This window comes from Geodermatophilus sp. SYSU D00696 (assembly GCF_054050235.1).
In genome coordinates this window covers 45759-59684 of sequence record NZ_JBJGYY010000016.1, presented here as the reverse complement: position 1 = coordinate 59684, position 13926 = coordinate 45759, and the positions used below count along the sequence as shown (strand labels likewise).

At 74.2% G+C, this 13926-nt stretch carries 12 protein-coding genes; 5 read left to right on the top strand and 7 right to left on the bottom strand.

Features of this window, described 5'->3' with window-relative positions:
- Positions 1-2: 2 nt before the first annotated feature.
- Positions 3-998: a leishmanolysin-related zinc metalloendopeptidase gene (locus ACI79O_RS12155; RefSeq protein ID WP_456914252.1), complete on the bottom strand. Its 996-nt coding sequence runs from the start codon at positions 996-998 to the stop codon at positions 3-5.
- Positions 999-1249: 251 nt separating this feature from the next.
- Between ACI79O_RS12155 and ACI79O_RS12150 the strand changes: the two genes are divergently transcribed.
- From ACI79O_RS12150 to ACI79O_RS12140, 3 genes are all read left to right on the top strand, one after another.
- On the top strand, positions 1250-1378 hold the full coding sequence (locus ACI79O_RS12150) for a hypothetical protein (RefSeq protein WP_456888888.1): 129 nt from the start codon (positions 1250-1252) through the stop codon (positions 1376-1378).
- Between the two features lie 175 nt (positions 1379-1553).
- Positions 1554-3110, top strand: a complete 1557-nt coding sequence (locus ACI79O_RS12145; RefSeq protein ID WP_456914251.1) for an LVIVD repeat-containing protein — start codon at positions 1554-1556, stop codon at positions 3108-3110.
- A gap of 145 nt (positions 3111-3255) precedes the next feature.
- Complete coding sequence (locus ACI79O_RS12140; RefSeq protein WP_456914250.1) at positions 3256-4398, top strand: epoxide hydrolase family protein; 1143 nt, start codon at positions 3256-3258, stop codon at positions 4396-4398.
- A gap of 271 nt (positions 4399-4669) precedes the next feature.
- Here ACI79O_RS12140 and katG read toward each other — a convergent pair whose 3' ends face one another.
- Genes katG through ACI79O_RS12125 form a run of 3 tightly spaced genes read right to left on the bottom strand, consistent with a single transcriptional unit; the run spans position 4670 to position 8115 of the window.
- Complete coding sequence (katG, locus tag ACI79O_RS12135; RefSeq protein ID WP_456914249.1) at positions 4670-6889, bottom strand: catalase/peroxidase HPI; 2220 nt, start codon at positions 6887-6889, stop codon at positions 4670-4672.
- Complete coding sequence (locus ACI79O_RS12130; RefSeq protein ID WP_456875075.1) at positions 6886-7359, bottom strand: Fur family transcriptional regulator; 474 nt, start codon at positions 7357-7359, stop codon at positions 6886-6888. Before ACI79O_RS12130 ends, katG begins: the two co-directional genes overlap by 4 nt.
- Before the next feature lie 54 nt (positions 7360-7413).
- A complete protein-coding gene (locus ACI79O_RS12125; protein WP_456914248.1) occupies positions 7414-8115 on the bottom strand; it encodes an NRDE family protein in 702 nt (233 codons plus the stop codon).
- A gap of 79 nt (positions 8116-8194) precedes the next feature.
- Here ACI79O_RS12125 and ACI79O_RS12120 point away from each other — a divergent pair, with 79 nt between their 5' ends.
- The gene (locus tag ACI79O_RS12120) at positions 8195-9118 is read left to right on the top strand and encodes a universal stress protein (RefSeq protein WP_456888878.1); all 924 of its coding nucleotides are present in this window, start codon (positions 8195-8197) and stop codon (positions 9116-9118) included.
- 15 nt (positions 9119-9133) lie between these two features.
- On the opposite strand, the gene ACI79O_RS12115 is transcribed toward ACI79O_RS12120, so the two are convergent.
- Positions 9134-9886, bottom strand: coding sequence for a B3/B4 domain-containing protein (locus ACI79O_RS12115; RefSeq protein WP_456914247.1), 753 nt, complete (start codon positions 9884-9886; stop codon positions 9134-9136).
- Between the two features lie 61 nt (positions 9887-9947).
- On the bottom strand, positions 9948-10367 hold the full coding sequence (locus ACI79O_RS12110) for a nuclear transport factor 2 family protein (protein ID WP_456888875.1): 420 nt from the start codon (positions 10365-10367) through the stop codon (positions 9948-9950).
- A 137-nt stretch (positions 10368-10504) separates the two neighbouring features.
- Here ACI79O_RS12110 and ACI79O_RS12105 point away from each other — a divergent pair, with 137 nt between their 5' ends.
- Positions 10505-11407 carry a LysR family transcriptional regulator gene (locus tag ACI79O_RS12105; RefSeq protein ID WP_456888874.1) on the top strand — a complete coding sequence of 301 codons (903 nt, stop codon included), beginning with the start codon at positions 10505-10507 and terminating at the stop codon, positions 11405-11407.
- A 92-nt stretch (positions 11408-11499) separates the two neighbouring features.
- Here ACI79O_RS12105 and ACI79O_RS12100 read toward each other — a convergent pair whose 3' ends face one another.
- Positions 11500-13833, bottom strand: a complete 2334-nt coding sequence (locus tag ACI79O_RS12100) for a glycoside hydrolase family 65 protein (RefSeq protein WP_456914246.1) — start codon at positions 13831-13833, stop codon at positions 11500-11502.
- Positions 13834-13926: the final 93 nt, after the last annotated feature.

Genomic DNA, 13926 nt, shown 5'->3' with positions numbered 1-13926 from the left:
CCTCACCCCCGGTCGGTCAACACCGAGTCCGGGGCGACCTCGGGTGTCGGGTGCTCGACGTACCCACCGGTGCCGCCGATCTCGCCGATGACCTCGTGCATCCGCCCGGCCGTGAGCACGCCCATCACGGCCAGGGTCGTGGCGGACGGGAGGCTGTAGTCGTCACAGGCGTCGAGGTCCACCTGGTAGCCGAGGTCCTCGAGCGCGCCGCCGGTCACCCTGCTGAGCGGGTTCGCGCCCTGGTTGACGAAGCCGGTCATCATCTCGGCGCCGAAGACGCTCTCCCGCCAGTGGCTGCCGATGGTGCCGGGACCGAAGTCGTCCTCGATCGGGACGGGGACGCCGCCGTCCGCGCCGTCCGCGGCCGCCGACCGGAGGCCGGCGAGCTGGGCCATCGTGGCGTTGGCGCACGGGTCCTGCAGTCTGCCGAACTCCTCCATGGCGGTCGGCCCGGTGAACGACCACTGCGGGGTGTTGCGGTTGGCCACGAAGCCCTTCGCGCTCCAGACGAAGTCGAGCATGCCGATGACGTGGCCCATCTCGTGCATGATCACGGTGTTCCACAGGTCCTGCGCGATCATGGTGGGGATGTCGGCGACGTCGAACTCCATGATGCCGGTGATCGGGAGGAACTCGTGCGTGCTGCCGGCCGGCCGCAGGAGGCGGGGTCCGGCCCGGCCGAGGACCCGGCCGGGGCCGTCGATGGACACCCCCGCAGCGTCGATGCGGACGTCGTCGACCACCGTGCCGTCCGGTAGCCGGACGTCCTCGAGGTCGCCGACGATGACCTCGGCCCACCTGTCCGCGGCCGTCCTGAACGCCTGCTTCTGCTCTTCCGTCAGGCCGCCGAGGAACCGGACCTCGATGTGGAACGGGTTGTCGGTGTCGGCGATGCGCTTCGCGACGGTGGGGTCCGCCACGGCGTCGTACACCTCCTCGACCTCGACCCCCTCCAGTCCTGAACCGAGTCCGGCATAGAAGCTCCTGTCCTCGGACACCTGGACTCCCTCCTGACCGTCGTGGCGACGGCGGCCGACGTGGTCACGGCCCGGTGGTCACGGCTCGCCCCACCGCTGCGGGGACCCGCTCCACCGGGCGCGAGCACGCTAGGCGCTGCCCCGTCACCAGGTCGTCACCCCGGCGTCACCGTCTCCCGGCACCGCCGGAGCGGGCCGGCGGTGGCCACGACGGGACCTCACGGTCCGCGTGATGCAGCGGGGTGGAGGACCTCGGTGCCGGCGGCAGCCGCGTGAGTCTGTCGGTCGAGCAGGCCGGGCCCGTGGGCGCGGTGGTGGGACGGTTCTACCGCCGCCTCACCGATCGCTACCTGGCGGCCGAGGCCGAGGGGATCGAGGCGAGGAGCGAGGGACGGCGGTGACGGCCGACCGGGCTCCACGGCACCGGCGGCCGGTCTGGAGGGACTCCAGCGACACGGAACCCGGCGTTGCGACACGCCGAGTGGGCCTTCCGTAACGGACGGATGGCTGCATACCGTCCGGCCGCCTCCAGACGGGTCCACGGGGGACACGTGGGGGTGCCGAGAGGAGCAGTACGTGAGGTCAACGACGACCCGCCGCCGGTCCGTGATCGTGGGACTGGCCGCCGCCGGGGGGCTGGCGGCCGGCCTGCTGGTGGCGCCGCCCGCCACGGCCCACCCGGACCACTGCGTGTCCAAGGACAGCGAGGAGGTCGACGAGTCGGAGTGCTTCACCGACTCCCAGATCGCCGAGTTCGACGACTCCGGCGCGCCGCTGGCCACGCCCGGTCAGGTGGCGAGCTCACCGAACCTGCGCCTGATCAGCAGCACGCCGAAGAGCGGCATCGCCGCCGGACAGGACGCCTACAACTCCGACCTGGCCTTCGTCGACGGCTACGCGATCCAGGGCAACTACAACGGCTTCTCCGTCTGGGACGTGCGCCGGTCCGGCAGCCCGACGCTCGTCGGTCAGGCGGCCTGCCTCGGCGCGCAGAACGACGTCTCCGTCTACGGCGACATCGTCATCACCTCGACCGACTCCCGTCGCGTCAGCGACGACTGCGACGCCCCGGCGCTCACCCGCCCGGCCACCTCCGACCCGACCGCCGACTACTGGGAGGGCATCCGGGTCTGGAGCATCGCCGACAAGTCGAACCCCCAGCTGCTGACCAGCGTCGAGACCGACTGCGGCTCGCACACCAACACGCTGGTCCCCGACCCCGCCCACGGCCGCATGCTGGTGTACGTCTCCTCCTACGGTCCCAGTGCCGCTCAGAAGGACTGCCAGACCCCGCACGACAAGATCAGCATCGTCGCCGTCCCGGACGCCGACCCGGCGTCGGCCGCGGTCGTCGCCGAGCCCGTGCTGTTCCCCGACGGCGGTTTCGCCGGGGCCACCACCGCGCCGGACGAGGCCTTCCCCACCGGTCGGGTGCGGAGCGCGACCAGCGGGTGCCACGACATCACCGCCTACCCCGAGAAGGGCATCGCCGCCGGCGCGTGCATGGGCCAGGGCGTGCTGATGGACATCAGCGACCCGCTGAACCCGCAGGTGACGTCCTCGGTGACCGACGAGAACTTCACCTTCTGGCACTCGGCGACCTTCGACAACGACGCCACCAAGGTCGTCTTCACCGACGAGCTCGGCGGCGGCGGCGCCCCCACCTGCAACCCGACCATCGGCGACGAGCTCGGCGCCAACGCCGTCTACGACATCGTCGACGGGCAGCTGGTGAAGCGGTCGTACTTCAAGATCCCGCGGACCCAGACCAACGAGGAGAACTGCGTCGCGCACAACGGCTCGCTGATCCCCAACACCCAGGGGCGCGACATCATGGTGCAGGCCTGGTACCAGGGCGGGATCTCGGTGTGGGACTTCACCGACTCGGCGAACCCGCGTGAGATCGCCTGGTTCGACCGTGGCCCGGTCAGTGCGGACCAGCTGGTGCTCGGCGGGTCGTGGTCGGCGTACTTCTACGACGGCCTCGTCTACAGCAGCGACATCCAGCAGGGCTTCGACGTCCTGAAGCTCAACGACCCGGCCATCGCCGGTGCGGGGTCGGACAGGACCGGCACGCTCAACCCGCAGTCGCAGACGCGGTACACCGTGGGCAGCAGCGGCAGGTCCCGCTAGTCCCTGGAGCGTCGGGCCCGCCCCCTGCCCGGGGGCGGGCCCGATCGCGGTCCGGCCGCTCCGGCCGACCCCGCATCCGCCGGCACCTCACCACCGGAATCAGTCAGGCGGACCCGTCCCGCCCCGAAGGCCCCGGGAGGAGCGCATGACCGTCACCCCGTTCACCCCGTCCGTCGACCCCGCCGTCCTGGAGGACCTGCGCGCCCGGCTGCGCGCCACCCGCTGGCCCGACGCCATCCCCGGCGCGGGCTGGGACTACGGCATGGACACCGACGTGCTGCGGTCGTTCGTCGACACGTGGCTGCACGACTTCGACTGGGCACGGCAGCAGGAGCGGCTGGCCGCGGTCTCGCACTGCCGCGTCGACGTCGACGGCCTCGGGGTCCACGTCGTCCACGAGCGGGCCCCCCGGCGCGACGCGGGGGAGCCGCTGCCGGTCGTGCTGCTGCACGGCTGGCCGAGCTCGTTCGTGCAGATGCTGCCGATCGTGCCGATGCTGACCCGTCCCGACGAGCACGGCGGCGAGCCGGGGGACGCCTTCGACGTCGTGGCGCTGTCCCTGCCGGGCTACGGGTTCAGCGACCGGCCGGCCGAGCGGGGGATGGGCGTCGGCCGCATCGCCGGGATCGTCGTCCGGGTCATGGCGGAGCTCGGCTACCCACGCTTCGCCGGGCGCGGCAGCGACCTGGGCGCCGGCGTGCTGCGCGAGCTGGCCCTGACCGCCCCGGACCGGCTCGTCGCCCTGCACGTGTCGGGCACCAACCCCTACCTCGGCTGGGTGCCCGAGGACCTCAGCGACGCCGAGCGCGAGTTCGTCGCCCGGGCGCAGGAGTGGAACCAGAGCGAGATGGCCTACGCGATGCAGCACTCGTCGAAGCCGCAGACCCTCGCGCACGCGCTCAACGACTCACCCGCCGGACTGGCCGCGTGGGTGCTGGAGAAGTTCCGCACCTGGAGCGACTGCGGCGGCGACCTCGACTCCGTCTACGACCGCGCCGACCTGCTGACCAACCTCACGGTCTACTGGGCGACGCAGACCATCGGCTCGTCCATGCGGCTGTACTACGAGACCGTGCGCGGCCCGTCGGCCGGCTGGGGCCGGGTGGAGGTGCCCACGGGCATGGCGATGTCCGGCGCCGACATGTTCCCCACGCCGCGGGAGTGGGCCGAGCGGCAGTGGAACGTGGCCTCCTGGACCGACCTGCCGCACGGCGGGCACTTCCTCGAGTGGGAGGTGCCGGAGCTCGTGGCGGAGGACATGCGGCGGTTCTTCCGCGCCTACCGCTGAGCGACCGGTCCACCGCCCGGGTGCAGGGGCATGCCCTTGCACCCGCAGGCTGCCGCCTTCCTGGAGCGGCAGCGGTCGGCCGGTGGGCGTGGCGGTGTACCTGCACGACGGCGGGCACGTCACCGGCACGCTCGACAGCTACGACGGCCTCACCCGGCGGCTGGCCAACCGGGTCCCGGCCGGGCAGCGAGGGCCGGCTGGTCGTCGGCGGGGACAGCGCCGGATGCCCCGGCCCGCGCGGTGCGGGCCGGGGCATCCGGAGGGGGAGTGCCTACCGCAGGTCGAAGCGGTCGAGCTCCATCACCTTCACCCAAGCGGCGACGAAGTCCCGCACGAACTGCTCCTGGGCGTCGTCGGCCGAGTAGACCTCGACGATGCCCCGCAGGATCGAGTTCGAGTTGAACACGAGGTCGGCCGCGGTCGCCGTGCGCACGACGTTCCCGTCGGCGTCCAGCCCCTCGTAGACGCCCTCGGTGTCGACCGAGGTGCGCCACGAGATGCCCAGGTCGAGCAGGTTGCGGAAGAAGTCCTGGCTCAGCACGCCGGGCCGGTCGGTGAAGACGCCGTGCGTCGTGCCGCCGGTGTTGGCGCCGAGCACCCGCAGGCCGCCGACCAGGAGGGTCATCTCCTTGGCGGTCAGCTCGAGCATGTAGGCGCGGTCGACCAGCAGCGTCTCCGGCTGGAGCTTGCTGCCCGGCGCGATCCAGTTGCGGAAGCCGTCGGCCCGCGGCTCGAGCCAGCGGAAGTTGTCGACGTCGGTCTGCTCCTGGGAGGCGTCGGTGCGGCCCGGGTGGAACGGCACGGTCACCTCGACGCCGGCGTCGGCCGCGGCCTTCTCCACCGCCGCGGAGCCGCCGAGGACGATCAGGTCGGCCAGCGAGACCCGCGTGCCGGTCTGCTGCTCGAACTCCTCCTTGACCCGCTCGAGCACCGGCAGGACGTCGCGGACGCCCGCGTTGACCGCCCAGCCGATCTGCGGCTCGAGCCGCAGCCGGGCGCCGTTGGCCCCGCCGCGCTTGTCGGTGCCGCGGTAGGAGGCAGCGGCCGACCACGCGGTGTGCACCAGCTGCGACACGGTCAGGCCGGAGGAGAGCAGGCGCTGCTTGAGGTCCGCGATCTCCGCCGCGCCGACCAGCTCGTGGTCGACGGCGGGGACCGGGTCCTGCCAGATGAGGTCCTCGGCGGGCACGTCGGGACCGAGGTAGCGGGTCTTCGGGCCCATGTCGCGGTGCAGCAGCTTGAACCAGGCCCGGGCGTACTGGTCGGCGAAGTACTCCGGGTCGTTCCGGAAGCGCTCGGCGTACACGCGCAGCTCGGGGTCGGCCTTGAGCGCCATGTCGGCCGTGGACATCATCGGCGGGTTCTTCTTGCCCTCGATGTGCGCGTCGGGGACGAGCTCCTGCGCCTCGGGGTTGCTCGGCTGCCACTGCTTGGCGCCGGCCGGGCTCTCGACGAGCTCCCAGTCGAAGCCGAACAGCGTGTCCCAGTAGGAGTTGTCCCACGTGGTCGGCGTCGGGGTCCAGGCGCCCTCGAGACCGCTGGTGATGGTGTCGGCGCCCTTGCCGGTGCCGTGCTGGCTGATCCAGCCCAGGCCGTTGCCGTGCACCGGGCAGCCCTCGGGCTCCGGGCCGACCAGCTCGGGGTTGCCCGCGCCGTGGGTCTTGCCGAAGGTGTGGCCGCCACCGATCAGGGCGACGGTCTCCTCGTCGGTCATGCCCATCCGGCGGAAGGTGACCTTGATGTCGTGCGCGGAGGCGAGCGGGTCGGGCTGGCCCTTGGGACCCTCGGGGTTGACGTAGATGAGCCCCATGGTCACGTTCGCGAGCGGGCCCTCGTCGAGGTCGAGGGGAGCGTCGCCGGCGTAGCGCTCGTCGCCGAGCCAGGTGTCCTCGGGTCCCCAGAAGGTCTCCTTGGGCTGCCAGGTGTCCTCGCGGCCGAAGGCGAAGCCGAAGGTCGGCAGGCCCATGTCGTCGTGCGCGACGTTGCCGGCGAGCACGAGCAGGTCGGCCCAGGAGAGCTTGCGGCCGTACTTCTGCTTGACCGGCAGCAGCAGGCGGCGGGCCTTGTCGAGGTTCGCGTTGTCCGGCCAGCTGTTGAGCGGGGCGAAGCGCTGGCCGCCCTCCCCGCCGCCACCCCGGCCGTCGGCGATCCGGTAGGTGCCGGCCGCGTGCCAGGACATCCGGATGAACAGCGGGCCGTAGTGGCCCCAGTCGGCCGGCCACCAGTCCTGCGAGGTGCGCATGACCTCGACGAGGTCGCGCTTGACCGCCTCGACGTCGAGCCCGGCGACGGCCGCCCGGTAGTCGAAGTCCTCGCCGAGCGGGTCGGAGTCCTTCGAGGGCTTGTTCAGCACCGACAGGTCGACCTGGTTGGGCCACCAGTCGCGGTTGCTCTGCGGCCGCCGGTTGGTGACCTGGGTCGGCGAGGGGATCGCCGGGTTCTCGCTCTCGCTGGTGCTCTCGGTCTCGACCTTGTTGCGCTCGTCCTTCACGGTGTGCCTCTCTCTGGTGCGGAACGGTCGAATGGCGAAGAGGTGGCCGGGGCCGTCGCGCAGGACCGGCAGCGGCCCCAGTAGATGACCTCGGCCTCGTCGACGAGGAAGCCCCCGTCGCCGGAGGGGGTGAGGCACGGAGCCTCGCCGGTGGCGCAGTCAACGTCGGTGATGGCGCCGCAGGACCGGCAGACCAGGTGGTGGTGGTTGTCACCGACCCGCGCCTCGTAGCGCGCGACCGAGCCCTGCGGCTGGATGCGCCGCACCAGACCCCGGTCGGTCAGGACGCGCAGCACGTCGTACACCGCCTGGTGCGAGACCGCCCCCATGCGGGCGCGGGCGGCGCCGATCAGCGCCTCGGTGTCGACGTGCGGGTGCGCGTGGACGGCGGCGAGCACCGCCAGGCGCGGGCGGGTGACCCGCAGACCCGCCGCGCGCAGTGCGCGTTCGAGGTCTGCGGCGTCCGGCACGCCGCCGATCCTCCCGCCCTCTCTTGAACGAGTCAAGAACCGAGCGGCGCGTCCTCACCGGGGCCGGGGCGCGGTGAGGTCGAGTGCCTGCCAGGGCTCGGGGGTCCAGGGGCGCCGGCTGTGCTCCAGCCGCAGCGCGCCCGGGCGGGCCTCGATCAGCTCGCCGAACACGGTCGCGAAGACCAGTCCGTCCTCCTCGTGGCGGACCACCAGCGCGCCCGGGTCGTCCTGGGGCGGCGCGCTGCGGACCAGCGCGCGCCACCCCTCCGGGACCTCGGCGGCGGCGAACGCGGACAGGTGGCGGTCGGCCTTGCGGTCCTCCGGGCCGCCCGAGGTGATCATCGTCGTGCCCTCGCCGTGCGCGGTCGTCGTCAGCGTCGCGCCGTCGAAGTCCCAGGTGGTGAGGCCCTCCGGGGTCGCCAGGACGAGCAGGAAGCTCGCCATCCCGTCCAGGCGCACCCGCGCGGGCCAGTCCGCGCCGTGGGCCACCCCGAGCAGGGGGAGGACGCCGCGGCTGGCGGCACCCGCGTCGGCGGTCCGCTTCTGCGGCCGGTTGAGCACCAGCGCGGTGACGCCGGTGCCGACGTCGGTGGCGGCCCAGGTGCCACCGGCGACGCGGTCCCGCCCGCCGACGACGTCGGGCAGCTCGGGCCACCACCGGCCCGGGTCGTCGAACTCCCGGGTCGTCAGCTCGTCGCGCAGCGCCAGGATGCGGACCGGGTGGCCCGCCGACCAGCGCACGACCACCGTGCACACCCGGGGGATGCTCCCAGCCGCCGGTGGTCCGGGTCGACGGCGGGTAGGGGAGCGGGACCGGGACACAGGAGGGAGCACCGTGGACGACACGACGAGGCCGCGCGAGGTCGTGGTGGGGACCGACGGGTCGGCCGGCGCGCGCACCGCCTTGGCCTGGGGCCTGCAGGAGGCACGGCTGCACGGGACGGCGGTCCGGCTGGTCACCGTCTGGCCGCAGGACCGGCCGCCGCACGCCCACGACGGGGGCCTCGGCCGGCCGGACGTCGCCGACCTCGAGGCGGAGGTGCGGTCCCGCATGGAGGTGGAGACCGCCGAGGTCGCCGCCTCGACCGGGAGCGAGGCCGTCCCGGTCCACCCCGAGGTGCGCCACGGGCACCCGGTCCAGCAGCTGGTCGACGCCGCCGGCGAGGACGGACTGCTCGTCGTCGGCTCCCGCGGCCGGGGGCCCCTGCGCGGGGCGCTGCTCGGCTCGGTCGGCCAGCAGTGCGCCCAGCACGCCCGGGGACCGGTGGTCGTCGTCCGGGACGACGAGTCCACCCACGGCGCCGTGCCCCGGCAGGGCACCGCGAGCCGGGTGCTCGTCGGGGTCGACGGCTCGGCGGAGTCGGTGGCCGCGATGCGGTTCGCCGCGGCCGAGGCGCGGCTGCGCGGCGCGGAGCTGCACGTCGTGCACGCCTGGACCGACACCGTCTCCGGCTACGGCGGCCCGCCGTGGGCGGTGCCGGAGACCACGCTGCGGGAGCAGGCCGACGGCACGCTGCGCCGGGCGGTGCACGACGCGTGGGACGGCGAGGCCCCGGGTGTGCAGCTGCGGGCGGAGATCCTCGAGGGCGTGGAGTGGGACGTGCTCACCGAGGTGGCCGACTCCGCCGACCTGCTCGTGGTCGGGTCGCGCGGCCGGACCGCCTGGTCGGGTCTGCTGCTGGGCTCGGTGAGCCTGCGCTGCATCGCCTACTCGCCGTGCCCGGTGGCGGTGGTCCGGTCCCCGCGGGCCGGGGGGTGAGCCGCCGGCGACCCGTCAGCCTCCCGGAGCCCGTCCCGGGCCGGCGAGGACCCGCCGGTGGACGGTGGCGTCCGGGCTGGTCGCCAGCAGCGCCTCGGTGAGCGCGTCGGCCGCGGCGGTGGCGTCGTCGTCGGTGAGCGGGTCGAGGACGTCGAGGACGAAGACGGCGCTGCTCGTGCCGGTGGTGATCCGGGTGCGGGTGCACTGCCGCCAGTTCCAGCGGCGGCAGGTGACGCCGGCGTCGTCGCGCCAGACGACCTCGCCGGCCTCCGGGTGCTCGACGACCGCCGCACCGCCCGCGGTGGTGTCGAACGGCTCGTCGCCCTCGGCGCGGACCAGTCGCGGCGGCCCGGCGTAGGCGGCGCGGTCCTCCCCGCCGATCGGCAGCAGGTGGGCGACGGAGACGGCGTTGTAGACGTCGGTGATCCGGTCGATGCGGGGCAGGCCGTCCGGGTCGAGGCGGCGCAGCAGGGCCTCCACGCTCGGGCGGGTGCGCTGCGGCCGGGCGCCGAAGGCCCGGTAGGCCTCCCGCCAGGCGGCCGGGTGCGGCAGCTCCTCGGGTGACCGGCCGGCGAGCAGCCGCCGGGCGTCGTCCTCGGCGGCGGCCAGGACCCGCTCGCTGACCGCGTCGCCGGGACCGCCGAGGAGGCCGTCGGCGGTGAGCAGCAGCGCCCGGTAGTCCGGTCGCAGGTCGAACACGGCGGGGTCGACCGCGACAGTGGCCAGCCAGTCGTGCGCCGTGCCGGTGCCCTCCGGGTCGCTGGTCACCTGGGGCCTCCGTCGACGGGGTCGGTCCGGCCTCCCGACGGTAGACCGGGCCGGCTGCCCCTCAGCCGGCGGTGCGGTACAGCGGGGAGAGGTCCTGGTAGAGGCGGACGGAGGTGACCGCGCCGTCGTCCCCGCGGTCGGTCCAGGCGGTGGCCCGGACGGTGACCCGCCGGCCGTCCGCGCCGTCGTAGTGGTTGAGGGCCTCGAGGACGAAGCGGTGGTCGTCGCCGTAGAGGTTGAGCGGCTCGTGCACCAGCGTGTAGCCCATGGCGGTCACCGACCCCCAGAACTGGTCGAGGCCCTTGGCGGCGACCTCCCGGCCGACCATCGGCTCGTCGTTGTCGAACTGGATCGAGACGTCCGGGGACAGGAAGGACGAGTAGCGCTCGAGGTCGTAGGCGTCCAGCGCGGCCAGGTACTGCTGGTACCACTCCCAGCCGGCCGCACTGAGCTGGTTGACGCGGAGCCTGCCCAGTTCCACGGGTCGGTCCTCTCGTTCGTGACGGGTGGTGCGGGGCACCCAGAGCGTCCCGGGCGCGGCGGGCGGTGGGGAAGGCGTCGGTGATGACGGGTGCCCCCGGTCTTGATGACGGGCCGTCATGGATGTACGCAGGCGCCGTGGGGGAGCTGGACCTCCGTCTGCTGGCGCCCTTCGTCGCCCTGGCCGAGGAGCTGCACTTCGGGCGCGCGGCGTCCCGGCTGCACGTCACGCAGTCCGGGCTGTCGCAGCAGATCCGCCGGCTGGAGCGCCAGCTCGGCGTGGCGCTGTTCGAGCGGGACACCCGCCACGTCCGGCTGACCGCGGCCGGCCAGGCGTTCCTCACCGGGGCCCGCGAGTCGGTCGCCACGGCCCACCTGGCGGTCCGGGAGGCCCGGCGCGCGGCGGAGGTCCGGACGCCGCTGCGGGTCGGCGTCGACATCGACTGTCCCCAGGCGGTGGTCCGGAGGGTGCGGCTGTTCGGCGCGACCCGGGCCGACGTCGAGCTCCGGTTGCACCTCCAGCAGCAGGACGACGTCGTCCGCGACCTGCTCGACGACCGTCTCGACCTGGCCGTGGGCTGGACCGCCCCGCCGGCGGGCGCCGACTCGCTGGAGTCCGCGCCGTTCGCCCCCGTCGTGCTGCACGGGGTGGTCCGGGTCGACGACCCGCTGGCCGCGGGCGACCGGCTCTCCCGGCGGGAGCTGTCCGGCCGGCGCCTGGTCGTCTACTCGCCCAGCCTCGAGACCCGGCCGTTCTACGACTTCTTCCTGTCCTGCTTCCCCGACCCCCACGGGCGGTTGCCGCAGGTCACCCACGTGCCCGTCCTGGACGACGCGCAGGCGGCGATGCTCGACGCCGTCGAGGACCTCGGCGGCTTCACCCTCTGCGTGGGCGACGACCCGCCGGACCTCGACGGGCGGCGCCTGGTGATCCGCCCGTTCGACCCCCCGGTGGTGGCCGGGCTGGTGGCGATGTGGCGCACCCGCCGCCGGCCGGCCCTGCTGGCGGACCTGACGCGCTTCGTGCAGCAGGCCCGCTGAGCGGGCTCTGCCGGCTCGTTCCCTGCTCTGCCGGCCCCATCGCGCCCTCAGCGCCCGGAACCAGCCGGCAGAGCGCAGGGTCCGGGCATGGGTCAGCTGAGCGGTTCGCGACCGGCCGGCTGCCGCGGCTCGTCGAGCAGCGGGGTGGGGGCGCGCAGCGGCACGCGCACCGGCTCGCCGGGCGCCACCCGGTGACGGGCGCCGTCGACGACGACGGTCACCGGCTGCTCGCCGCGCTCGAGCGTGACCGTGGTGCCCTCCCGGGTCGTCTCGACGCGGAGCAGCCGGTCACGCCAGGTGAGCCGGTAGGCGGTGCGCGAGAGCGCGGACGGCAGCAGCGGCGCCAGCTCGAGGTCCTCGTGGTCCTCCCGCATGCCACCCAGGCCGGCGACGAGGGCCAGCCACGTCCCGGCCACCGACGCCATGTGCAGGCCGTCGGCGGTGCCGCCGGTGAGGTTGCGCAGGTCGACCAGGGCGGCCTCCCGCAGGTAGCGCAGCGCGAGGTCGGGGTGCTGGGCCTGGGCGCACACGACCGCCTGCACGGCGGCCGACAGCGAGGAGTCCCGGACGGTGCGCGCCTCGTAGTACTCGAGGTCGCGCGCCACCTCCTCGTCGGTGAACTCGTCGCGGCACCACCACAGCGCCTGGACGAGGTCGGCCTGCTTGAGCACCTGCCGGCGGTAGAAGTCGGCGTAGTGGTGGTGCTCCTGCACCGGGTAGCGGTCGCGCTCGTCCTCGAAGGGCCACTCCCGGTAGGTCGTGAAGTCCTCGTTGCTCGGGTGCACGCCGAGCCGCTCGTCCCACGGGACGTGCACGGCGTCGGCCGCGGCCCGCCAGGCGGCGGTCTCGGCGTGGTCCACGCCCAGCTCCGCCGCGCGCTCGGACAGCCGCTCGCACGCGTCGGCGGCCCACCGGAGGTTGCGCCGGGCCATGAGGTTGGTGAAGACGTTGTCGTCGACGACGCCGGTGTACTCGTCGGGGCCGGTCATGCCGAACAGGTGCCAGGCGCCGTCCGCGTCCTGCTGGCCCACCGACGCCCACGCCCGCGCCGTCTCGACCAGCACCGGCAGCCCGCCGACGGAGTCGAGGTCGCGGCCGGTGACGTTCTGGTGCAGCCAGAAGGCGCGGGAGATGTCGGCGTTGACGTGCATCGCCGCCGTGCTCGCGGGCCAGTACGCCGAGGTCTCGGGCCCGCTGATGGTGCGCCACGCGAAGCACGCCCCCACCAGCCCCAGCGTGCGGGCACGGTCGCGGGCGGGGCCGATCGTGTCGGCGCGCCACCGCAGCAGGCGGGCGGCCGCGTCCGGGCGCAGCAGCGACAGGGCGGGCAGGACGAACCCCTCGACGTCCCAGAAGGTGTGGCCGCTGTACCCGACGCCGGTCAGCCCCTTGGCGCCGACGGGGGCACCGGAGATGCAGGCGGCGGAGCAGAACAGCTGGAAGACGGCGTAGCGCAGCGCCTGCTGCAGCTCGGCGTCGCCGTCGACCTCGACGTCGGCGGTGGCCCACAGCTCGTCGAGCACGGCCCGCTGGGCGGCGACCAGGCCGTCCCACCCGAGGTCGAGCGCGGAGCTCACCGCGGCCGAGGCCTGGCCCAGGACGGAGTCGGACCCCGCGTCGCGCGACCAGCCGTAGCCGACGACCTTGACCACCGTGAGGCGCTCCCCGGGGGACAGGTCGGCCGCGACCGTGGTGACGACGTGCTGCTCGTCGACGTGGGTGCCGACCCGCCCGCCGTCGACCTCGTGCCCGACCGCGGCCGCCACCGTGATGCCCGACCGGCGCGTCCGCTCCACGAGCGCGCCGCCGGTCTCGCTGCCGATCTGCGCCCGGGGCTCGAAGGCCTCGTCGAGGGCCTCCGCCACGCGCGGGTCGTCGTTGTCCACGCCCGCCGGGGTCACCACGCCGGCGGCGAGCTCGGACCGCACGACCACGTGCGCCGACCCGTCCAGGACGCGGACCTCGTACCGGACGGCGAGGACCGACCGCTCGGCCAGGGAGACCAGCCGCCGCGAGGACACCTCCACCGTCGGGCCCGACGGCGACGTCCAGTGCACGCGGCGGTCCAGCGTCCCGGCGCGCAGGTCGAGGGTGCGCTCGTGGACCTGCGGCGGGACCTCGCGCACGTCCAGCGGGACCCCGTCGACCAGCAGGCGCAGCGGCGTGCCGTCGGCGACGGTGAGCATCGCCTGCCCCTCCTCGGGGTGCCCGTAGCCACCCTCGGGATAGGACAGCGGGTGGGTCTCGTAGACCCCGGACAGGTAGGTGCCGCGCATGCCGAAGGGCTCGACCTCGTCGAGCGTCCCCCGGACCCCGAGGAAGCCGTTGCACAGGCTGAAGACGGACTCGGCGACGTCGAGCGTCCCGGGGTCCACCCGCGGCTCGCGGACCGTCCACGGGGCGGTGTCGAGGGTCGGGGCACTCACGGGGGTCCTCACCTGCGTCGTCCGGGAACGGGACGGACGCCGGGGCCCGGCGTCCCGCCCCCGTCCTACCGGTCGGCGCACCCCGGCGCGATC

What these genes read in the sequence shown, in the direction of transcription:
- ACI79O_RS12140 (WP_456914250.1), top strand. Translation starts at nt 3,256, where the DNA reads ATGACCGTCACCCCGTTCACCCCGTCCGTCGACCCCGCCGTCCTGGAG.